At 48.4% G+C, this 21,148-nt stretch carries 20 protein-coding genes and 1 pseudogene; 8 read left to right on the forward strand and 13 right to left on the reverse strand.

The features are described 5' to 3' along the window. Window positions 1–80 precede the first annotated feature (80 nt). The 6 genes from menC to F8N00_RS06705 form a co-directional block, all read right to left on the reverse strand. On the reverse strand, window positions 81–1,151 hold the full coding sequence (gene menC / locus F8N00_RS06680) for an o-succinylbenzoate synthase (protein ID WP_058265771.1): 1,071 nt from the start codon (window positions 1,149–1,151) through the stop codon (window positions 81–83). Beyond that, window positions 1,148–2,521 carry an o-succinylbenzoate--CoA ligase gene (gene menE, locus F8N00_RS06685; RefSeq protein ID WP_421017948.1) on the reverse strand — a complete coding sequence of 458 codons (1,374 nt, stop codon included), beginning with the start codon at window positions 2,519–2,521 and terminating at the stop codon, window positions 1,148–1,150. Before menE ends, menC begins: the two co-directional genes overlap by 4 nt. A gap of 72 nt (window positions 2,522–2,593) precedes the next feature. Further along, window positions 2,594–3,418 carry a 1,4-dihydroxy-2-naphthoyl-CoA synthase gene (gene menB / locus F8N00_RS06690; RefSeq protein WP_023469886.1) on the reverse strand — a complete coding sequence of 275 codons (825 nt, stop codon included), beginning with the start codon at window positions 3,416–3,418 and terminating at the stop codon, window positions 2,594–2,596. Between the two features lie 18 nt (window positions 3,419–3,436). Continuing rightward, window positions 3,437–4,213 carry a 2-succinyl-6-hydroxy-2,4-cyclohexadiene-1-carboxylate synthase gene (gene menH / locus F8N00_RS06695; RefSeq protein WP_421017949.1) on the reverse strand — a complete coding sequence of 259 codons (777 nt, stop codon included), beginning with the start codon at window positions 4,211–4,213 and terminating at the stop codon, window positions 3,437–3,439. Then, a complete protein-coding gene (gene menD, locus F8N00_RS06700; protein ID WP_421017950.1) occupies window positions 4,210–5,853 on the reverse strand; it encodes a 2-succinyl-5-enolpyruvyl-6-hydroxy-3-cyclohexene-1-carboxylic-acid synthase in 1,644 nt (547 codons plus the stop codon). The genes menH and menD overlap by 4 nt, the downstream gene beginning before the upstream one ends. Beyond that, a complete protein-coding gene (locus F8N00_RS06705) occupies window positions 5,843–7,228 on the reverse strand; it encodes an isochorismate synthase (RefSeq protein ID WP_023467283.1) in 1,386 nt (461 codons plus the stop codon). Before F8N00_RS06705 ends, menD begins: the two co-directional genes overlap by 11 nt. A 159-nt stretch (window positions 7,229–7,387) precedes the next feature. Between F8N00_RS06705 and F8N00_RS06710 the strand changes: the two genes are divergently transcribed. The 4 genes from F8N00_RS06710 (at window position 7,388) to F8N00_RS06725 (ending at window position 10,823) form a co-directional block, all read left to right on the forward strand. After that, window positions 7,388–8,281, forward strand: a complete 894-nt coding sequence (locus F8N00_RS06710; RefSeq protein WP_023467284.1) for a 1,4-dihydroxy-2-naphthoate polyprenyltransferase — start codon at window positions 7,388–7,390, stop codon at window positions 8,279–8,281. 178 nt (window positions 8,282–8,459) lie between these two features. Further along, window positions 8,460–9,371 (forward strand): PfkB family carbohydrate kinase, encoded by a 912-nt coding sequence (locus F8N00_RS06715; RefSeq protein ID WP_023467285.1) that lies wholly within the window; start codon window positions 8,460–8,462, stop codon window positions 9,369–9,371. 28 nt (window positions 9,372–9,399) lie between these two features. Beyond that, the gene (locus F8N00_RS06720) at window positions 9,400–9,828 is read left to right on the forward strand and encodes an NUDIX hydrolase (RefSeq protein ID WP_421017951.1); all 429 of its coding nucleotides are present in this window, start codon (window positions 9,400–9,402) and stop codon (window positions 9,826–9,828) included. Between the two features lie 86 nt (window positions 9,829–9,914). Then, window positions 9,915–10,823, forward strand: a complete 909-nt coding sequence (locus F8N00_RS06725; RefSeq protein ID WP_023467287.1) for a YihY/virulence factor BrkB family protein — start codon at window positions 9,915–9,917, stop codon at window positions 10,821–10,823. A 49-nt stretch (window positions 10,824–10,872) separates the two neighbouring features. Here F8N00_RS06725 and F8N00_RS06730 read toward each other — a convergent pair whose 3' ends face one another. Further along, window positions 10,873–12,822, reverse strand: coding sequence for a heavy metal translocating P-type ATPase (locus F8N00_RS06730; RefSeq protein WP_214749595.1), 1,950 nt, complete (start codon window positions 12,820–12,822; stop codon window positions 10,873–10,875). 185 nt (window positions 12,823–13,007) lie between these two features. Here F8N00_RS06730 and F8N00_RS06735 point away from each other — a divergent pair, with 185 nt between their 5' ends. Continuing rightward, entirely contained in the window at window positions 13,008–13,937 is a 930-nt protein-coding gene (locus F8N00_RS06735; protein ID WP_050677392.1) for a DMT family transporter, read from the forward strand. 163 nt (window positions 13,938–14,100) lie between these two features. After that, on the forward strand, window positions 14,101–14,388 hold the full coding sequence (locus F8N00_RS06740) for a hypothetical protein (RefSeq protein ID WP_023467290.1): 288 nt from the start codon (window positions 14,101–14,103) through the stop codon (window positions 14,386–14,388). Between the two features lie 41 nt (window positions 14,389–14,429). Here the strand turns inward: F8N00_RS06740 and F8N00_RS06745 are convergent. The 3 genes and pseudogenes from F8N00_RS06745 to yfkAB form a co-directional block, all read right to left on the reverse strand. Further along, window positions 14,430–15,581: pseudogene (locus tag F8N00_RS06745) on the reverse strand (MFS transporter); the annotation flags it as partial. Window positions 15,582–15,652: 71 nt separating this feature from the next. Then, a complete protein-coding gene (locus F8N00_RS06750) occupies window positions 15,653–15,835 on the reverse strand; it encodes a hypothetical protein (RefSeq protein ID WP_023467292.1) in 183 nt (60 codons plus the stop codon). 86 nt (window positions 15,836–15,921) lie between these two features. Next, window positions 15,922–17,034, reverse strand: a complete 1,113-nt coding sequence (gene yfkAB, locus F8N00_RS06755; protein ID WP_421017952.1) for a radical SAM/CxCxxxxC motif protein YfkAB — start codon at window positions 17,032–17,034, stop codon at window positions 15,922–15,924. A gap of 84 nt (window positions 17,035–17,118) precedes the next feature. Between yfkAB and F8N00_RS06760 the strand changes: the two genes are divergently transcribed. Together F8N00_RS06760 and rlmD are read left to right on the forward strand one after the other, a co-directional pair. Continuing rightward, window positions 17,119–17,331 (forward strand): SE1561 family protein, encoded by a 213-nt coding sequence (locus F8N00_RS06760; protein ID WP_023467294.1) that lies wholly within the window; start codon window positions 17,119–17,121, stop codon window positions 17,329–17,331. Between the two features lie 40 nt (window positions 17,332–17,371). Then, entirely contained in the window at window positions 17,372–18,757 is a 1,386-nt protein-coding gene (rlmD, locus tag F8N00_RS06765) for a 23S rRNA (uracil(1939)-C(5))-methyltransferase RlmD (RefSeq protein WP_055966696.1), read from the forward strand. A 50-nt stretch (window positions 18,758–18,807) separates the two neighbouring features. Here the strand turns inward: rlmD and F8N00_RS06770 are convergent, their stop codons facing one another. From F8N00_RS06770 to F8N00_RS06780, 3 genes are all read right to left on the reverse strand, one after another. Next, the gene (locus F8N00_RS06770; protein WP_421017953.1) at window positions 18,808–19,686 is read right to left on the reverse strand and encodes an aldo/keto reductase; all 879 of its coding nucleotides are present in this window, start codon (window positions 19,684–19,686) and stop codon (window positions 18,808–18,810) included. Window positions 19,687–19,718: 32 nt separating this feature from the next. Then, on the reverse strand, window positions 19,719–20,285 hold the full coding sequence (locus tag F8N00_RS06775; protein ID WP_244150250.1) for a TVP38/TMEM64 family protein: 567 nt from the start codon (window positions 20,283–20,285) through the stop codon (window positions 19,719–19,721). Beyond that, window positions 20,282–21,148, reverse strand: an 867-nt coding sequence (locus F8N00_RS06780) for a HAMP domain-containing sensor histidine kinase (protein WP_421017954.1), incomplete at its 5' end; no start/stop codon positions are given. The genes F8N00_RS06780 and F8N00_RS06775, both read right to left, overlap by 4 nt.

Raw genomic sequence — 21,148 nt, forward strand, 5'->3', positions numbered from 1 at the left:
TGTGTCTCGACTGAGGAAAGGGCGTGAAAAGACGCGTCATTCTTTTTGAGTCAGCCTTCTTTTTCGTCGTAGTGCTCCTATTATAAGGATATCCGGGACGTTGCCAATTTGTTTAACTGTGACTCGGATACGGCTGGAGCGGAATAACGAATGTGTCCGTGTTCGACATGATACGGGGTCTCAAGCAAATCTTCTTCGAAATAATCGGCAGTACTTGCCATATCGATCGGATAAGCGAGTCCAGGCAGTGTTGCAAAAGCAAGGGTCTGACGACGCCCGATACCGCTCTCGAACATCCCACCGAGCCAGTAGGGTGCTTTTGTTCGAAGGGACAAAGCGTTCGTCAGTCCACCGACGCGTGCCGGCTTGATGTTCAGAATCTGACCGGCGTGGAGCGTCTTCATCAACTCGGCATCCACTGGAGCGACGATGGATTCATCCAGACAAATCGGTGTCTGTAAGAGTCTAGCGAGATGTTGATGTCCGGACCAATCCGACGCTGCGAGCGGCTGTTCCATCATAACGAGACCGAATGAATCCCACTGTTGTAATAGAGGAAAGTCTGCTTCAGTGAAGCTACCGTTGGCGTCAAACATCAAGGGAGCATCAGGGAAAGCGGCACGCACCTGCTCAAGAACGACGGTATCCGTCGGAGCGAGCTTCAGCTTGATCCGTCCATACCCGGAGGCGATCGCTTGTCCGACGGCTTCGACGGTCTGTGCTGCGGAAGCCCGTCCGAGTGCTTTCCCACAAGGTACGAGGGATGATTCATCACCTCCGAGATACGTGGCAAGCGATTGACCGGCAGCTGCTGCGAATAATTCATAAATCGCTCCTTCAAACATCGCTTTTGCCATCGGATTACCTTGCACGATGCGGAAGCGATCCGTAACGTCTGCTGGATGATGGAGCGGTTGTTCAAGTAACCGATACAGCAGCGGAGCGATTCCTTTGAGGGAGTATTGTGTTTCCGATGTATACCACGGTGTATCGAACGCGACTCCTTCCCCGTAACCCATTCGTCCTTCCGAATCGGTCAGGCGCAAAATCGTCGTCCGGCGTACTGTCAGCGTCGAGAGGGCAGTTTGCATCGGACGACGAAAGACGAGCGGAACATCGAATAGTTCGGCGGAACGAAGCGTGATGCTCATAATGACTCCTTCAGTTGCTTCCGCAATAGTTTACCGTTCGCATTGCGTGGCAGCGCGCTATGATAGATATAATCAACCGGACATTTATATTTAGCGAGCAATTGACTGATTTCCGTTCGGACGGTGGCTTCATCGAGTGTACTGACGATGAAGGCGACCGGAACCTGTCCCCATTTAGCATCAAATCGTCCGACGACACCTGCTTCTTGAATTCCATCAATCGAGAGAAGTGCTGATTCGACTTCAGCTGGATAAATGTTTTCCCCACCTGAGATGATGAGGTCGCTTCGACGATCGAGGACATAGAGGTATCCGTCGGCGTCCAGACGTCCTAAGTCACCAGTCTTGAAAAAACCGTCTGCCGTAAACGCTTCTGCCGTTTTCTCTTCCTCATGAAAATAACCTTTCATGATCGTCGGTCCTTTGACTTCGATTTCTTGATGACGTGTAATGCGAATTTGTGTCGGATGAATCGCTTGTCCGGCCGATCCAATCTTTCGTAAGGCATCCTCAGGCAAGAGGGTTGCGATTTGAGAAGCGGTTTCCGTCATCCCGTATGTCTGCATGACCGGGATATTGCGGTCGAGTGCACGCGTCAGAATCGGTAATGGTACAGGACCGCCTCCTGTCAGTACGACGCGAAGTGCGTGGCGACGTAGCCCGGCTTCGAGCAGTCGATCAAGCATGACCGAGACGAGTGAGACGTGGGTGATCTTTTCCGTCGTAATCCAGTGTAAGGCGCGTTCTGGCGAAAAATGTGGCTCAAGAATGATTGGTACTCCATAGATGACTGCCCGATAGACGACAGCTAATCCGCTCATATGGAACAGCGGCGTGACGATCAAAAAACGATCCTCTGGCAGTGATCCGATATGACGCGCGGCGTTCGTCGCACTCGAAAAATGATTCAACATCGTTTGTTCGACGGCTTTCGGATGTCCGGTCGTACCACTCGTAAAGAGCATCGATTGGACGTATTGCTTGGGCATATGGCGTATTAACAGGTCAGGTGCTTCTTTTTCATAAGAGAAAGCCACGCACGGAATCGCTGTATCAAGTGACCGGTCCGTCACGATGAGCCGTACATCTGCCTGTTTGAATTGACGCAACACTTCTGTCTGCGTCAAACGTGTGTTGATCGGGACGACGGTCAATTCAAGCAATTGAGCTGCGTGAAGTGCGACGATGTAGCGCGCACTCGATGGACCGTAAAGAGCAATCCGGTCTCCACGTGTCACGATCGTCGCCCATGTGCTTGCTAAGCGATGCGCGCGTGCATATAGTTCGGACCACGACCAACGCTCTGTTTCCGTAATGAGTGCGATGTCATCCGGCTGTTCTTTTGCCCGTGTATAGATCCAAGGATACAAAATAGTCACTTCCTTTTGAGATGAATATACGAAAAAGGTTCAATGTCGTAAGACGATTGAACCTTTTTTTCATTATGGGAAACGTGGGAACTGTCCGAAGTCCGGGTTGCGTTTTTCTTTGAACGCATCGCGTCCTTCTTTTGCTTCGTCCGTTGTGTAGTACAACAACGTTGCATCTCCTGCGAGTTGCTGAATCCCTGCAAGACCATCTGAATCAGCATTGAATGCCGCTTTGAGAAAACGAAGAGCCGTTGGTGAATGTTGAAGGATTTCAGCACACCATTGAATCGTTTCTTGCTCGAGATCTGCGAGTGGGACGACCGTGTTGACGAGTCCCATATCAAGTGCTTGCTGTGCGTCATATTGACGGCAGAGGTACCAGATTTCACGCGCTTTCTTGTGTCCAACAACGCGTGCGAGGTAACCAGAGCCATATCCAGCATCGAATGAACCAACTTTTGGACCAGTTTGTCCGAAGCGGGCGTTGTCTGCAGCGATCGTCAAGTCACACACGAGGTGAAGGACGTGTCCGCCGCCAATCGCATAACCTGCGACCATAGCGATGACTGGTTTTGGGATGACACGAATCAAACGTTGAAGATCAAGAACGTTCAAGCGTGGAATTTCATCGTCACCGACATATCCACCATGTCCACGTACCTTTTGATCTCCGCCAGAACAGAATGCGAGATCGCCTTCACCTGTTAAGATGATGACGCCGACATTTTGATCGTCACGTGCACGTGAAAATGCGTCGATGAGTTCGTGGACCGTGTGTGGTCGGAACGCATTGCGAACTTCAGGACGGTTGATCGTGATTTTCGCGATCCCGTTCCATTGTTCATATTTGATGTCTTCATAGCTGCGGGCTGATACCCATTCCGGAGCATATTTCATGTGAATTCCCCCAATATGTTAGTGATGAATAAGTAGATTCTCTACCATTGTAACAAACTTTTGCGGTTGGTCGATATGTGGGGCGTGCGAAGCGTGCAAAATCACGTGAATTTTTTCAGGTGATGCCGCTCGTGAAGCGATGGCACGGAATTTTTCATCCTCTGCCCCGACGATCCAATCAATCTCTTTCGGAAGGCATGACCATAGGGATGGCATGCTTCCTGTACCTTGTGCACGTAACGAAGCACTCAGACCTTCCACCGTTTGGGACAGGCGCTCCTGACGCAGTCGCGTACGTTGCGATTCCGGCAGAAGGGCTTGGGGTTTAAATAGTCCAAGTGTCTCCCAGTGATCGATGAAAGCTTCGAGTCCGCCTTTTTCGAGTCGCTCCGCAAGCACTCGATCGGATGTACGACGTACTTTTCGCTCGATTGCCGTCTTGATACCCGGTGTCGTACTAACAGCGATCGTCCGAGCGATTTGCTCAGAGACGACGCTCAGCATTAAAGCGATTCGTCCACCCATCGAATATCCGAGGACGATCCATGGCTCGGATCGCATAGCGAGCAGTGCCTCGAGATCCTTGACCTGTTGCGTCAAACGCATTCGTTGCTCAGACGCCGGTGTCGTTTTTCCATGCCCCATCAAATCAAGGCGATAGACGGTGAAGTGAGTCGATAAATGCTCACTTAGCATGTCCCACGTCGAGAGCGAGCCTGTAAAACCATGAAGCAATAGGAGCGGTGGACCCGATCCCTCGATTTTCACATGATACGTATGCCCACGCAAAATCATTGGAACACCTCGGCTAACGCATGATTCGTCACGTCCCAGATCGAACGGTGCATCTGTACGTTTTCTGTTCGTGTCGTCTTGACTTCAAGAATCCGAGTGACGTTCGTCTCTTCCGCAAGTGCTTGACGTAACGCGGCGATGGAATCGATTGCCTGATAGGTTACGCCATATCCGGAAGCGAGAGAAGCGAAGTCGAGATGCTGCGGTGTACCGAAAAGTGGTTCGAACACCTCTTGCTCGAGTTGCTGTTGTGGTAAAAAGCTAAATATGCCACCACCCGCATTGTTGACGAGAATGATCGTTAACGGAAGCGTCCGTGCTGTCATCAGACCGTTGATATCATGAATGAACGCTAAGTCGCCGACGAGTAAATAGCGGTGTGTGGCGTCAAACGTTGCTCCTAGAGCGCTTGAGAGAATGCCGTCAATTCCGTTCGCACCTCGGTTCGCGAGTAGACGAAGCGGTGTTCCTGTCGGTAGGAACGTATCGACATCCCGTATCGGCATACTGTTCGAAACAAAGAGACTTCCGTCCTGTAACGTCGTCAACGCACGGACGACGTTATACTCCGTCATCTCCTCTTGATCGATTGTCGCAAAAGCAGCGGCGACGCGTCGCTCCGCCTGTTGCAACAGTGTCAGATACGCAGGATCATGCGGAACAGATATATAATGCGCGAGTTGTCGCGCGTGACCAATTACGAAATCCGAATGAAGCTGTGGATCGCGCCAGTTTCCTGGATGACCGACGACCGTCGTCGGAATCTCCCGAGACCAAAGCAGATAAGGTTTTGACGTCGGCATGGCACCGAAACGAATGATTCGGTCTGGTCGGACGTGCTGAGCGGTAGCGGGATGTTTGAGCCATGTATCGTAATAGGCAAAAACGTGAGCATCATGCGATTGTCGTCCTTGACTGAGTGGATCCGCCAATACCGGAATCCCTGCTTGTTTCGCATACGAGATGACAACCTGACTGTCCGCCGCAGTAAGTTGTGGTCCAAGTACAAAAAGAAGACGCTCTTCTTGAAGTGCGGTCGCTAAAGCGTCGTTTACGCCCGGTGTCGGTTCAGGTAAAACACCGACCGGGCGTCCTGTCCGTAAGGGATCGAGTTCCGGCACGAGTGGTTCACGTAACGGAACATTGATTTGAACCGGACCAGCTGGTTCCGTTAGAGAGAGTAGGGTTGCGCGTTGTGCAACATGAGCGACGTAAGGAAGGCTCGCTTCTTCTGCTAACGGAAGATCAAACGCATGCCGAACCTGCTTCCCGTACAGACCAACCTGATCAATAGCTTGTGGCGCACCGACATTCCGTAATTCATGTGGTCGATCGGCGGTCAAGACTATCAGCGGAAGTTCAAAAATATTCGCTTCGGTCACTGCTGAATAATAGTTCGTCGCAGCGGTACCGCTTGTACAAATCAACGCAACGGGACGAACGCGTTCTTCCGTCCGTGTTAGACCTAAAGCAAAAAAACTAGCCGACCGTTCGTCAACAAGGACGTGGGTACGGCTAGAAGGATGCAGAAAAGCAGCAATGGCAAGTGGTGTCGAACGGGAGCCGGGACTGATGACGAAGTCCCGGACACCAGAAGCGACGAGCGTATCGATTAACGTGTGCATCCACTTAGTCAACATAAATATCATCCTTTTCAATCGAACCGACGTGTCCAAGTGCTTGTACCATCGGTGATAGTTTAGTTTCCGTCTCTGCCAGTTCACTATCGAGATGAGAGCCTTCGACGAGACCGCAACCGGCGTAAAGAATGACCGCCCGTTCTGTAAACAATCCAGATCGAATGGCAACGATGAATTCCCCGTCATCCTGTCCGTTCATCCAACCAACAGGTGAACCGTACCATCCTCGTTCGAACGTTTCGATTTCTTGGATGGCATCGACTGCTAACTGCTTAGGTTCGCCCCCAAGTGCAGGTGTCGGATGCAGTTTTTCGATTAATTGGAATAACGTCACATCTTCTTTTAAATGAGCTGTGATCGGTGTATAAAGATGTTGAATATGGCGATTCTTCAAGAGAATCGGCGTATCCGGACAATCCAGTTCCTCTGAAAATACAGATAATGTCCGTTCAATCGAATCCGCGACGATTCCGTGCTCTACCCGGTTCTTTTGATCTTGTAATAACGATTGACCGAGTGCTTCGTCCATCTCATCCGTTGCGTGGCGTGGTGCAGAACCAGCGACGGCTGCCGTTTCAAGACGACGTCCACGTTTTAAGACGAGTCGTTCCGGTGTAGCGCCGATAAAGGCTTCTTCCGGATTTGGTTGGAAACAGAAGACGTAGCTGCCGGGCTGCGTATCTTCGAGTTCAGCGACGACAGCGGCTACGTCGAGTGGACGATCCAGCTCATAGACGACTTCGCGCGCCAGGACGATTTTTTCAAGTGTCGTCTCCAAGTAGTGCATCGCTTGATGGAACGAAGCTTCAAAGGCTTCATTCCCATCTCGCGATAGTCGTAAGCGCGTGACGCCTGCGGCAGTCGATGGTTGCGGTTGATTGACTTTGGCGAAATCGAGTGCGAGTTCATTTAAGATAGAATCGACTTGATCCATTGGCTCGACGCGAGCAAAAATCGTCACACGTGTCTTGCCATCTTGTTCTAGAAATAAAAACTTCGGAATCGTCATCGAAGCGTCTCCGAAGGAAGACCAACGATAATCCGGTTGTTTAAGTTCGGTAAACGAAAATCCGCTGAACGCAAATAAATCATGACCGACATGATCGCGATTCAAGTTTGCCCATTGCGATTGAATTCGTAAAAAACGATCCGTTCCTGAAGCCTGAAGTTGTTGTACGATGCCAAACCCGATGGCCCGCATCGAGCGATCAGGTGTCGCGAAATAAAATCGTTCCTCGATACCCTGTTCGAGGGAACGCATGTCAGTTGCTTCGATTTCCCATGAATACGAAGCGAGTATAGGTCGTTGTGAGGCGTTCGCCTGACTGACGGCCTGTTCGATACACTGTTTTAGCTCTTGTTGAGCGTAAGCCATACCGCTCATTGCCCCCTAGTCTATAGATACTGTGATATGTTTCACTTAATCTAAGTGTAAACTTTTTGCGGACAAAAAAGAAGGAATAAGCTATCTCGGATTGAACATTGACAGCAAAAAACGAAACCCGATACACTTAGACAGGAAAGGGGTTATTATATGAATAAATCAATCGCTGTCTATTGGCGAATGACACGACCGCATACATTAACAGCAAGTTTTGTTCCGGTCGTCGTCGGTACGGCAGTTGTCGCACCACGCGTGGAATCGATACGCTTGGATTTGTTCGTGGCGATGTTGATCGCATCGATGTTGATTCAAATCGCAACGAATCTGTTCAATGAATACTACGATTACAAACGTGGTTTAGATACGGAGGAGTCGGTCGGAATCGGTGGATCGATCGTTCGTGACGGATTCAAGCCGGGAACGATCCTAGCGTTCGCACTTACATTGTATGGCATCTCGGCATTACTCGGTGTGTATCTGTGCATCGAGACATCGTGGTGGTTACTTGTCGTAGGACTCATTTCGATGTTCGTCGGATATATCTATACAGGAGGACCGCTTCCGATTGCCTATACACCGTTTGGAGAAGTCGTTGCAGGCTTTTTCATGGGGTATATTATCATCGCGATTTCGGCGTACTTGCAAATTGGTTATGTTCCGACAGAAGCCGTTGCGATTTCGGTACCAGTCGCCATCTTGATTGGTTCAATCCTACTTGCGAATAACATTCGGGACTTGGATAATGATAAGGTCAACGGACGAAAAACGATTGCCTGTCTCGTCGGACATCGCCGTGCCGTGTACGTCTTGATCGGATTTTTTGCGGCAGCTATCCTGTCTCTCATTATTGCTGTACTCGCATTTGACGTTTCATGGTTTGCGTTACTCGCGTTATTGAGTATTCCGCTCATGATCAAAGCAGTACGTCTCTTCTGGGAAGACTTACCACCGGAAAAGCTGATGCCTGGCATGGCACAGACCGGTAAAGTGAACACGATTTTCGGACTCTTACTCGCAATCAGTCTCGTGATCGCGAATATCTAATCTTTAATCAAAGCAGCAGGCGATCCGCTTGCTGCTTTTTTAACGTGAAGATAGCGAACAGTTAGAAAAAAACTACTTCGGTTGTCACTGATTTAAAATTTTACTATAATTGAAGCAATGTGCCTGAAAGATCAAACAAGGTCGGAAATCAGGAAATATGGTTAGAGGTGGAACTGAAATGAATAAAATCGCGGTAATCGGAAAAGTATTCGTCGACATAAAAGGAACTTCGTTCGCTCCTTTGCATAAGGATGCGAAAAACGTAGGAGACATCACGTTTTCAAATGGAGGAACAGGACGCAACGTAGCACAAAATCTAGCCGTCCTCGGGAATGAAGTTCGCTTTATCTCGACGGTTACGAATGATCAGATTGGCGTGGGAGTGCTCGATGAGCTGAAATCTTACGGTGCAAATGTGGATCACGTCGAAATGTTAGAAGATCATGGAATGGGCATGTGGCTAGCTGTCATGGATAATGAAGGCGATTTGCAAACATCGATCTCAAAACAACCAGATGCCAAGTTGCTCGAAGAGGCGATTTTACGTCAATCAATCTATGCACTCGATGGAGTCGATGCCGTTGCAATCGATCTTGATTTGTCTGTTACTGTGCTCGAACGTTTGATTCATCTATGCCGTAAAATGGAGTTGCCATTGTTTGGTGTTTGTGGTCACTTGAGCGTCATCGAACGTAATCGTCATCTGCTACAAGGGTTCACTGGATTCATTTGTAGCCGAGAAGAGGCGGAAATTCTGTCTGATCTGTCGATCGTGACTGTTGAAGATGCGATTCATGTAGCGAATGAGCTAGCGAAAAAGGGTGCTCCGTTCACGGTCGTGACGATGAGTGAACTCGGGGCGGTCTACGTTGATCGTCGTACAGCGACATCAGGTCATGTCGGAACGAAAAAAGTAAAAGTCGTTGACTCGACGGGAGCAGGCGACTCATTCTTCTCTGCTGTCTTGTCTGAATTGACACAAGAAAAGTCAGCAGAAGAGGCATTGAAGCTTGGTATGAAGGTTGCAGCAGAAGTCATCGCTTCGACAGAGAATGGACTCGTTCCTGAAATGCTGGATACTCTTCAATAAGTCGAAACAATAAAAGGGAGGTGGCGTCATGCCGATTCAACGAAGTGCAATCATTTTACGAAACGAACAGGATCAAATTGCGTTGATTCGTCGGGATAAACTGAACGAAACGTATTATGTCTTTCCAGGCGGTGGGAAAGATGATGGAGAATCGTTAGAAGAAACAGCGATTCGTGAAGCACATGAAGAACTTGGAATCGACGTGGAGTTGACCGGTATTGCCGCCATCGTCCGTTTTAATGGATTCGACAATCCTTATTTTTGGGCGAAAACAATTGGGGGTCGCTTTGGAACGGGTACGGGTGAAGAGTTCGAAGAGGAAGGATCGGGTTATACACCGGTCTGGATCAAGCGTTCGGAGCTACCTTCGTTACCGATTCGTCCTCCGTCACTTGCCAAACAGCTGGCAGAAATGACAGAACCATTCTATGAATTAATCCTTTCTGAAAACGAATGAGGTTTTAGTTGAAATAAAATGGGAAAAGTATATTAAAACAATGAGGTGGTCGTTGACTGCCTCTTTTTCATGAAGGAGAGATGACGATGGCGCATTCACGCGATCCAAAAGGGCTTGCCCTGAACTTAAAGCAACGAATGTCCGATCATAACATCACGGATTATGCAGGGACACTCGCTTATTACTGGTTTTTATCCATTTTCCCAGGAATCATTTTCGTCATTTCCGTCTTATCATTCTTTGACATCGATCGTCAGACACTCGAGTCACAAATTCGCGACTTAGCGCCAGGTGGAGCCGTCAACACATTCACGGATACGATTTTCCAAGCCATCAAGGAACCACAAGGTGGTCTGTTATCGATTGGTGCGATTCTTGCTGTCTGGTCCGCTTCAAAAGGAGTCGATCGTTTGATTACGACGGCGAACCATGCCTATGGTGACTTCTCGCCCCGTGGTTTCGTCGCAGCACGTGGGATTGCCTTGTTACTCACGATCGTACTCGGAATCGGGATGTTGCTGCTGATCGTCTTGAATGTGCTCGGTGGTCCGATCATCACGTATCTTGCCAATTTCGTGCTTCCGATTGATATGGGGCAAAAAATCCTACTGACGGTCTTACGCTATGTCGTGTCGACGATTCTATTGATCGGTATCTTATCGATCTTTTACCGCGTCGCACCAAAGCGCCCGATTACATTCAAAGAAGCAATTCCAGGAGCTGTTTTTGGTGTCATCGTCTGGCAATTATTATCGGTTGGATTCGGATTTTACGTCTCGAACTTCTCGAACTACAATCAGACGTACGGTTCGCTCGGTAGTGTCGTCATCTTGTTATTATGGCTCTACTTCACAGGGCTGATCATCTTACTCGGTTCTGAATTGAACGCATCATGGGAACGGTTCATGAAAAAAGCGGATCCGAAGAAAATGGAAGAAAAGCGCTTGAAGGAACAAGCTGAACTTGATGCGATTCCGACGAATACGTTCGGATGAAGGTACAAAAAAGCCTGACTGCCATGTGGCGGTCAGGCTTTTTTGATGGTTAAGCAGCTAATCGTTTTTCAGATGAACGCTGTGGAAGACTTGGTAAAGCATCCTGTTGAAGAAGGCGTAAACCGTTCAGGATGACGAGAATCGTTGATCCTTCATGTCCGACGACGGCGAACGGCATGATCAAGAATTGTGACAAGTTCGATGCGATCAATAGGAGGATGACACCGATCGCAAGCGTGATGTTTTGTTTGACGATCCGGTTCATCTTCCGGGCTTTATGCACAGCATAGGCAAGACGACCTAAATCATTTTTCATCAAGACGACGTCAGCGGTCTCAAGCGCAGCGTCCGTTCCTTCACCCATCGCAATCCCGACATGTGCTAATGCAAGGGCTGGGGCATCGTTAATGCCGTCACCGACCATCGCGACGGTCCGACCTTCTGTTTGGTATTGTTTGATATACCGGACTTTATCTTCCGGTAGACATTCAGCGACGAAATCCGTTAATCCTGCTTCACGCGAAATAGCAGCTGCCGTGACCGGATTGTCACCAGTTAACATGATCGTTGCGATGCCGAGATCATTTAAGGCAGCAATCGCTGTTTTGGCTTCCGGACGAATCGTATCACGTAACGCATAAAGCGCTACGATCTGTGCTCCATTGCTGACATAAACGATCGTATGCCCTTGCTCTTTCAATGACTGTTCGATCGCGATGAATGGATCGTCTAAACCATCATGGAATGCCCGTTTACCGATACGATACGTGACACCATCGACAGTTGCTTCAATCCCGTATCCTGTCACATCTTTAAACGTTGATGGTTCGCGGACATCGGTTTTTAAGTGATCGACGATTGCTTGTGCGAGTGGATGGTTCGACTGCGCTTCGATGGAAGCAACCGCTTGTTGGACTGCGCGGACGTCCATGCCTTCCGCATAACGACTTTCGGTGACGACAGGTTTACCAGTTGTCAGTGTTCCCGTTTTATCAAAGACAATCGTGTCGACTTGACCGAGCGTCTCGATGTGGGCGCCTCCTTTAAAGAGAACGCCATTTTTCGCAGATGCGGCAATTGCAGATAAGGCAGCAGGTGTAATCGACGCAACGAGGGCACAAGGTGAGGCGACGACGAGAAGAATCATCGCGCGGTAAATACTTGTCTCAAATGTCCAGCCAACGACGTAATGAGGGAGGATCATCATCAGTGCGACGACGAGGAGGACGATTTTGACATAACGGCTTTCGAAACGTTCAATGAACTGAGCAGATGGAGACTGTTCACTTTGTGCGTTTTGGACCATATGAATGATTTTTTGGAACAACGATTCGTCAGCAGCTTTCGTCATCTCAATCGTCAAGACACCATTCATGTTGACAGTCGAGTTATAAACGGTATCACCTGTTTGTTTTTCAACCGGAATCGATTCTCCTGTAATCGATGCTTCTTCGATCGCGGCTTGACCTCGTACGATGACACCATCGACTGGAATCCGCTCCCCAGGACGAACATAGACGAGGTTACCGATCGCTAATTGTTCGATTCCGACGACTTCGAGTTGACCGTTTGCATTCAGACGTGTTGCTTCCTCCGGTTGTAAGGACATCAAGCTTTGCAAGGCACGTTCGTTTTTATTCATCGTGTATGTCTCAAGGGCGCCGGATAACGCGAAGATGAAGATGAGGATCGCACCTTCCATCCAGTAGCCGATGGCAGCCGCACCGATGGCAGCTAAAATCATCAACAATTCGACGTTCAACGTTTTTTCTTGATACGTCTCTGTCAATCCTTCCTTCGCTTTCGCATATCCTCCGATTACATAAGCCGATAAGTACAATGTGACATAAACGGCAGACGCCGTATTGAATTTTTCGAGTCCGTAAGCAACCAAAATCAATATTCCGCTAAACAATGCTAGAATCAATTCGTGATGCTCATCCCAAGCATGACGGAATACGGAACGCTGTTGAACATCGGTAGTAGTGGAAGTCGTCATATTAAAACTCCTTTCAAAATGTAAATGAGAAATGAAATCATTATAGAAAGAGAATGAGAATGTGATATATCAATGAGTTTAACTGATTGATAATGAGTTTCATTGTCTCTAGATTATAATTATTATTATCTGTAGAATTACTATACCATGCTTCAGTGAAAAGGAACAGGAAAGGAACTAGAAAGATGCAAAAAATTTTAACCCATCGGATTGGACTCGTCGTCTTTGCGTTACTGACGACTTTTTTGTGGGGAAGTGCGTTTCCCTTCATTAAAAAAAGTTATGACTTATTACAGATCACATCTTCCGAATACGGAGAGCAATTACTGTTTGCGAGCTATCGTTTCTTTTTAGCAGGTGTGTTATTACTTGTCGTCAGTGTCTTCGTCTTCAAACAGACGATCACACTGAAGGAGCGGACCTACGCCTATAGTCGTCTCGGCTTCTTTTTGACGTTCTTGCAGTATGTCTTCTTCTATATTGGTCTCTCTTTATCGACGGGAGTGCAAGGATCAATCATCGCTGGATCGACCTCATTCTTCCAGATGTTACTTGCTCATTTTCGATACGAAGACGATCGACTGAATCGATTTAAAGGACTCGCCTTATTTCTTGGATTCACAGGTGTCATCTTGGCTAACTGGCCGCAAGGTGGACAAGGTGTCTCGTTCGGTATAGGGGAAGGGCTGTTGATTGCGGCAATGGTTTCCGGGGCGTTCGGTAACTTGATCGCGAAAGAATACTCAGCACGTTATCCGGTGGCGCCGATGACAGGATGGGCGATGGTCATTGGATCAATCGGTCTCTTTATCGCAGGAGTCATTCTCGATGGTCATGTCGCACCGTTTACCTTTTCAACGACAAGTGCTTGGATGCTCGTGTATCTTGCCTTCTTATCAGCGACTGGATTTACGCTTTGGAACTTACTAATGAAATATAATCCAGTCAGTAAAGTGTCGTTGTTCATGTTCTTCGTACCGATCTATGGTGTCAGTTTATCGGCCTTGATTCTTGGCGAGACGATTCCACCGCAAGCGTTGCTTGGGTTACTCTTCGTCGTCAGTGGTATCTTAGTCTCGACGTACCTTCCTGTATGGTTTCAAAAGCGAGGTTGACGAAGATTCAGAATCGTGCAAAAATAGTTTCAATCAAAGTAACTCCCAATCGTTCGTTGCTCAAGCCGACCCGTTCGGCTTTTTTCTGTACGGTCAAGTGAAGACCGATTCGGCCTTGTCTGAAAGGCTAGTGCGACTATAAAACGGAAGGAGATGAAAACGAATGGAACGGAATGAGATCGTTCGAAAGATCATTGCCACTCGTCGTCCACGTGATGAGTTTGCCCGGTTCGTCGTAACGTGCGTCAGTCAGCAGTTGAAGGAAACCCATGGAGATGTGGATGTGGAAATCATCGAGGCGGAGAGAGGTTACGATTCAGTGTGGTCAATCAACGGTCGAGAGGTCGTCGTGCTGCTCGAGACAGAAGAGCTGAAGCGTGCAAAAGAACAGCCGTATGCGATCGACGATAAGCTCTGGCGGAGTTTTCGGCAAGAAGGAATCGTGAAATAAAACAAAGGATCTTGCGCATCATTAGCGCAAGATCCTTTGTTTTAGATCCGGGATGATTCGTGACGTTTCGCGTATCGTAAGAGAAACGCAAGTGTCGCTAGAACCAGAACGAATAGACTGAAATAAAGCATAGCTGGAAGCAGAACGAACAAGCTGCCAGCAATCGGTCCAAGGATTGAACCAAGACTAAAGGCAATCCCTGCAAGCAAGTTGCCCGTCGGAAGAAGGTGTCGCGGTAACTGTTCCGTCATATAGGCGACACCGAGCGAGTACGTCGAGCCAAGTGCCATCCCGCTAATAGCAAAAATCGCGAATAACCAACCATATCGCTCGAAGACGAAGCAAGCGATGAGGAAAGAAACGGAGCCAATCGAAAGAACGGTTACTAACGTCCGACGTTTTCCGAAGTGATCAGCAAGTCGTCCAAGTGGAAGTTGCATGATCAACGAGCTGACGACGAATGTCGTGATCAAGGTACTCGTCTCAGATAGACCGTACCCGTTACGCGTCGCAAAAACGGGAAAACTGGCATTCAGTGTGGCTTCGAGAAAACCATATGTAAAGCCAGGAAGTAACGTGAACCAAGCAGTTGATAGGACAAGTTTATACCGTGAGGCGGCGCTTTGCAGCTCCTCCGGCATGACGGATGACGGTTTTTCGTTCGGCATACGCGATAATAAGATCAGGACGATGACAGTCAATGTACCAGTCAACACGAATGGTAGCCAGTTGATGACATCGACGAGAGGTGCCGCAAGAGGACCGAGAGCAAAACCGAGACCGAATGCCATCCCGTATAGTGACATCGTTCGTCCTAACCGTTCATTTGGGGTAATGGACGTCACCCAAACCTGTGATCCATAGTGTAACGTCTGATCACCAAATCCGACGAGGAACCGTAAAATCATCCAAGCAATGACGCTTGGAAGAAGTGGAAATAAGAAAACCGCCACTGCAACAAGAGCGAGTCCAAACGAGATGACCGGAATATAACCACGTCGTCGTAGTGGACCTTCCATGAGAGGGGCGGCGACGATGACACCGATATAGAGAACGGCAGCGCTGAGACCGTTGATGAAAGCGGGGGTTCCCTGGCGTTCAAGTAAAATAGATAACAGTGGAATCAGCAGACCTTGCGTGAATCCGGAAATGAAGACGATCGATAAGATAAGAGCAAAACGACGTGACACAAGTAACGACGACCTTTCTTTTTTCTTTTAGCATAACACGCCCCGGTCTCTGAAACGGGAGACCGGGGCGTGCTTCATTTATTTTCTTGTTCAAAACGTGTCGGACGCGGCATATGCAGAAGATGTTCGTCCCAGTCTGTCTGGTCGAATACTTCATCATGTTCGATGCTGTGTGAAGCGCGAATACCAACCATCATGACGAACAAGACCATACTGAACGTACCGATGATTGCGACAATACCTACGAGCCATTCCATCCCGGTCACCCCTTTTAGAAAAACAGAATGTGTCTACTTTGTGACATTTTTCCCGGGATGCCATCGTTCAAAACCTTTTTTTAGTTTTAAAGCCGGCTGGACTGTTTTGTGAAATCAATCTCAGGGTAATATGCGTTTTTCACAAGCGCGTTCGGTCCAAGGCATTGCACCGCAGGGCAGTGACATGACAAGCTTTTATTCAGTTCTGTCTCTTGCCACTCGGCATAAGCATCATTGAAGGATGTCTCATGAATCGTACCTAGCGAAGCAAGTTCGTCACCGAAATCCGTTACGATGATCTCGCCATCAAAGATGTTGACGTTGAGACGGGAACGTCCATCAGGGTCATTGCGAACAGAGACGTTTTTCTCTTGACGCAATCGACGATGAAGTTCTAAATCCGCCTCTTCCATCGAACAAGCATAGAAGGGGAGTGTTCCGAATAACATCCAGACGTTCGGATCCCGGACGTCAAGCAAACGATGAATTCCGTCACGGATTTCAGATAAACTAGCTGCTTCGATCATTGACGCGAAGTCAGCGGGGTACATCGGGTGCACTTCATGACGGACACACCCCATATCGACGATTTCCTTATGAATCGCTTCAAGGTGTGGTAATGTCCGTTTATTGATCATCGTCTCTGCAGAAACGATGACACCACGTGCATTCAGAACACGGGCATTCTCTTTCATCGTCTCGAAAAGTTTCGTCCGTGCTTCACGTGACGGTTTTCGTTCCATCATCGCAAAGCCACCATCGATGAAATCGTCGGCTGTTCCCCAGTTATGTGAGATGTGCAAGACATCTAGATAAGGAATGATTAATTCATAACGGGATAACGGAAGTGTTAAATTTGAGTTGATTTGGGTTTTAGCGCCACGTTCGTGGGCATACTTAAGTAAAGGGACGACATACTCCTTGACGGATTTCATTGAAAGCATCGGTTCTCCGCCGGTGATTGAGAAGGCACGCAGATGTTCGATTTCATCCAGACGTTGAATGAGTAGTTCGACTGGGATTTCAGATGACTCGCTACTGGATAACATGTAACCGACGGCGCAATGTTCACAGCGCATGTTACACAGTTTTGTCGTCGTGACTTCGATGTTCGTCAAACGGACGGTGCCGTATTGTTCAATGTCACGATAAGCTTCCCACGGATCGTTTGCGATCGTGATGGGTGATGATTGTGGCATAGGTACTCCTCCTTTTTAGTGCTCCACTTCGTATCGTATGCTAAAATAACGTCGGAATCCAGCGGAAGAAAGGAAGTCTGAATAATGGGAAAAGCAAGAACTGATAAACTTGGTCAAATGAATGTGCTAAAATCAAGAATGCAGCTTCTCTGTCATACAATCGATTCACTCGATGAATCATCAGATATCGAAGATTTGGAACGACTGATCGTATCACTGGATCAACTCAAGGCGAAGGTCGTTCGATATGCGAAGGATATGAAAGAACAAGAAGAAACGAAAAAAGCGGTAGATTGAGACCGCTTTTTCATTTGCACAAACGGAAAGGATGAAATCAATGGCAACAAAAATCAAATTAAAGACAGGTGAGGTCCGTTCGGTCACGTGTCTTCGGATGGGGATCAACGGTGAAGGGATTGCAACACTCGAGCGACAAATCGTCTTCATCCCAGGACTGCTCGTCGGGGAAACGGCACAAATCGAGATCACGGAAATTCATGCGAACTATGCGAATGCAAAAATCTTAAAGCGTGACGATCGTTCACCGGACCGTGTTACTCCACTTTGCCCGGTCTATAGTGTCTGTGGCGGCTGTCAATTACAACACATGAGTTACGATGGACAATTGCGTTATAAGGAAGAAATGCTTCGCAACGCTTTCTTGAAATCAACGAAGTTGAATGTCGAAAAAGCCGATATCCGCCCGACGATTGGTTCGAAGGAGTGGGGATACCGCAACAAGTCGCAATTCGTCGTCGGGAAACAAGGCAATGAAATCGTTAGCGGTCTCTATTCTGCGAATTCGAATCGTTTGGTCGCAATCGATGATTGTGTCGTCCAAAATAAGGATACGCTTCGCGTCAACCAAGCTGTTACGAAATTACTCAACGACTATAAAGTACCCGTTTACCATGCATCAAAACAAGATGGTGTCATGCGCCATATCGTCGTCCGGACAGGAATCAAAACGGGCGAAATTCAAGTCGTGCTCGTTGCCTTTAAAGACGGCTTCCGTGATCTAGAGGGCTTATCGCGCGATATCATGGACATTCCAGGTGTCGTCTCGGTTGCACTGAACATCAATGATAAGTTGACATCACGTGTCTTCGGAGAAGAGACGGAAGTCTTGCGTGGCGTGGAACGGATCGAGGAAGAGATGGGGGAATTCACGTATCAATTGTCTCCGCGTGCCTTCTTCCAATTGAATCCGGAACAAGCAGAGCGGATGTATGAAGAAATTGCGCGTGCTGCTGCTTTGACAGGCGAAGAACGTGTCGTTGATGCATACGCAGGTGTTGGTTCAATCGGACTTTGGATCGCTAAAGGAGCAAAAGAAGTCCGCGGTATGGAAATCATTGAAGAAGCTGTCGAAGATGCCAATGCGCACATGAAGCAATACGGATTCGACCATGCCCACTACGTCGTCGGTAAGGCAGAAGCGTGGATTCCACGTTGGGTCAAAGAAGGCTGGATTCCGGATGTCTTCATCGTCGACCCACCACGCTCAGGTTGCGATACACAATTGTTGAACGCGATGATCTCGTCTAAAGCGAAAAAAATCATCTATGTCTCGTGTAACCCGCAGACGCTTGCACGCGATTGCGATCACTTGATGAAAGCGGGATACAAGGTATCGTACATTCAACCGTACGATATGTTCCCACAAACAGCGCACGTCGAAGCAATCGTCGTGCTCGAAAAAAAGAAAAAGAAAAAGTTCTAAGTAACAAGCCCGTATGCACTCTTTGAACGAGTGGACATACGGGCTTTTTGTCATGTTTGCGAAAGATAACCGAACGTCGCGTCACACTCAGCGAAGCGTTCCTTCAACCGAGCAACACGATCAACAGGAAGTGGACCGCGCTCGATCAGTTGCTGATTCAGCGCGAGGTGTTCTGGTCGAGATGTACCGATGATGGCTGTCGTGATCCCTGGCTCAAAGACCGTGAAACGAAGTGCAGTTTCAAGCCAACTGGATTCCTCGAGTGGATAAGCGAGTTGTTGCGCACGTTCCCAGTAGGGTTCGACGTACTGTCCGACCGGACGCTCCGTGAAGCGCCACGGGGCGTTACCGATTGGACGCTTGGCGATGACACCGTGATCTAGAAGGGTGGGCAGGACTTCATCGACACGTTGATCAAGTAGATTGAATGACGTTTGGAAACTGTCGAAGCGATTCGTTTCGATAGCATATGTTAAGTCTTCCCGATCACCGGAATAAGCGATGACGCGGACTTTTCCAGCTTGTTTTGCTTGTTCAAGCGCTTCGATGACATCTCCCTGGGCGAGAATTTCTCGACTACAAGAATGGAGGTGTACGATGTCGAGATGATCCGTTTGCATCGTCTGTAAGGCTTGATCGATGCCACCATGGACCGCTTCAAAGGTCCAGTCCTGCGTACCGGGAACATCGTAGCCGACTTTCGTCGACAGAATGACGTCGTGGCGACGATTCTTTAGAAATTGCCCGACGCGTTGCTCCGATAAGCCATAGCCGCGTGCTGTATCGATCAGATTGATGCCGAGATCACGTGCTTGTTCGAGTAAATAAACTGCTTCGCGATCCGTCATCTGTTCTGCGCCGATGTGACCAGCTCCGAACCCAAGCGGGGATACGAGTAGGTCGGATGTTCCAAAACGTCTTAACTCCATGAACGATACTTCCTTTCAGAAAACCTGTAGTTTTATATCGATGATGCTCGTTTTTGTTGAATACGATAGACCAGATAACCAACGAGTGCCACGCCTGCAATCGACCATTGGATGATGGATGAGGATTGCATGAACTGATGGACGGCGAACACTTCGATTAACATGGCTGGAATTTTTCCGATCGTACTCGCAGTCAGGAAAAGTAGGATGGAAATACCACTAGCAGCACTGACGATGTTGACGATGCCAGACGGGACGAACGGTAATAGCCGCAGCAAGATGATCGTCCAAAATGCTTCATGTCCTCGTTGTGCTTGCAGTTTTTGTTGCAACCGAGCGAATCGATCGGGAAGTGGGCGACGAAGGGCATACCGCAGTCCTTTTCGGTAAAGTAGAAACGCACAAACCGCACCTAGGACTTCACCGATGAAAGAGAGCAATGTGCCCATCCATAGACCGAAATAGACGAGATTCGCAGCGGTGACGAACGTACTCGGTAGGACACCAAGTACACTGACGACGACGCCGACTAAGATACTAACGAACGGAGCGAACGGTCCGAAAAGTTCAAAGGTTTGGATGACATGATGTTCCATCATTCGAATCCATCCTCTTCATCCGGAAGAAGCGGTAACTCGATGTGGACAGTCGTTCCTTCTCCAAGAACGGAGTCGAACCGGATTGTCCCATCATGACGATCGATGATGTGTTTCGTGATGGCAAGACCAAGACCGGTTCCGCCATCTTTACGCGTCCGTGATTTATCGACACGGTAAAAACGTTTTGTCAGTCGATCAAGATGCTCTTCCGGAATGCCTTCTCCTTCGTCCCGGATAAGACAATGCGTCCGGTCGCCGATCGTTTCAGTCGATAAGAAAATCTGTTTTCCAGGCGGTGTGTACCGTAAGGCGTTATCGAGTAAATTGCCGAAGACTTGCTCGAGGCGGTCCGTATCGCCTAAGACGATTTGATCCGGGTCGAGATTCATGACGAACGTGACTCCTTTTGACTGGGCGATGGGTTCCATCCGGTAAATGACATCTTCAAGTACTTGACTGAAGACAAGTGGTTGTTTCGACATCGGATAGGAATCGCGTTCAAGTTGAGCGAGATCGAGCAGATCATTGACGAGACGTTGCAGACGTTCCGTTTCCCGCTCGATGATTTGGTAATACTGCGCACGCTTTTCTTCCTCGAGCGAATCATCCTGCATCATCTCCGTATAGCCACGGATGTAGGAGAGAGGTGTCCGTAATTCGTGGCTGACGTTCGCGAGGAACTCTTTACGCTGCTCGTCGACTTCTCCGAGCGATTCCGCCATCTTATTTAATGTTTCTGCGAGCTCCCCGATCTCATCGTCTGATTGAATCGGAATCCGGTAATCAAAGTCACCTTGCGCATAAACAGTCGAGGCGCGCTTCATGTCAATCAACGGACGGATGATCGTATCGATGATTTGTCG

It is taken from the genome of Exiguobacterium sp. A1_3_1 (genome assembly GCF_048985645.1).
In the GTDB taxonomy this organism is placed as follows: domain Bacteria; phylum Bacillota; class Bacilli; order Exiguobacteriales; family Exiguobacteriaceae; genus Exiguobacterium_A; species Exiguobacterium_A indicum.

Excerpts from the sequence above, each read along its gene's own strand:
- F8N00_RS06775 (WP_244150250.1), bottom strand. The coding sequence starts at position 20,285 with ATGATGGAACATCATGTCATCCAAACCTTTGAACTTTTCGGACCGTTC.
- F8N00_RS06750 (WP_023467292.1), bottom strand. The coding sequence starts at position 15,835 with ATGGAATGGCTCGTAGGTATTGTCGCAATCATCGGTACGTTCAGTATG.
- rlmD (WP_055966696.1), top strand. The coding sequence starts at position 17,372 with ATGGCAACAAAAATCAAATTAAAGACAGGTGAGGTCCGTTCGGTCACG.
- F8N00_RS06740 (WP_023467290.1), top strand. The coding sequence starts at position 14,101 with ATGGAACGGAATGAGATCGTTCGAAAGATCATTGCCACTCGTCGTCCA.
- yfkAB (WP_421017952.1), bottom strand. The coding sequence starts at position 17,034 with ATGCCACAATCATCACCCATCACGATCGCAAACGATCCGTGGGAAGCT.
- F8N00_RS06730 (WP_214749595.1), bottom strand. The coding sequence starts at position 12,822 with ATGACGACTTCCACTACTACCGATGTTCAACAGCGTTCCGTATTCCGT.
- F8N00_RS06710 (WP_023467284.1), top strand. The coding sequence starts at position 7,388 with ATGAATAAATCAATCGCTGTCTATTGGCGAATGACACGACCGCATACA.
- F8N00_RS06760 (WP_023467294.1), top strand. The coding sequence starts at position 17,119 with ATGGGAAAAGCAAGAACTGATAAACTTGGTCAAATGAATGTGCTAAAA.
- F8N00_RS06720 (WP_421017951.1), top strand. The coding sequence starts at position 9,400 with ATGCCGATTCAACGAAGTGCAATCATTTTACGAAACGAACAGGATCAA.
- menC (WP_058265771.1), bottom strand. The coding sequence starts at position 1,151 with ATGAGCATCACGCTTCGTTCCGCCGAACTATTCGATGTTCCGCTCGTC.
- F8N00_RS06705 (WP_023467283.1), bottom strand. The coding sequence starts at position 7,228 with ATGGCTTACGCTCAACAAGAGCTAAAACAGTGTATCGAACAGGCCGTC.
- F8N00_RS06770 (WP_421017953.1), bottom strand. The coding sequence starts at position 19,686 with ATGGAGTTAAGACGTTTTGGAACATCCGACCTACTCGTATCCCCGCTT.
- F8N00_RS06735 (WP_050677392.1), top strand. The coding sequence starts at position 13,008 with ATGCAAAAAATTTTAACCCATCGGATTGGACTCGTCGTCTTTGCGTTA.
- menB (WP_023469886.1), bottom strand. The coding sequence starts at position 3,418 with ATGAAATATGCTCCGGAATGGGTATCAGCCCGCAGCTATGAAGACATC.
- menH (WP_421017949.1), bottom strand. The coding sequence starts at position 4,213 with ATGATTTTGCGTGGGCATACGTATCATGTGAAAATCGAGGGATCGGGT.
- menD (WP_421017950.1), bottom strand. The coding sequence starts at position 5,853 with ATGTTGACTAAGTGGATGCACACGTTAATCGATACGCTCGTCGCTTCT.
- F8N00_RS06725 (WP_023467287.1), top strand. The coding sequence starts at position 9,915 with ATGGCGCATTCACGCGATCCAAAAGGGCTTGCCCTGAACTTAAAGCAA.
- F8N00_RS06715 (WP_023467285.1), top strand. The coding sequence starts at position 8,460 with ATGAATAAAATCGCGGTAATCGGAAAAGTATTCGTCGACATAAAAGGA.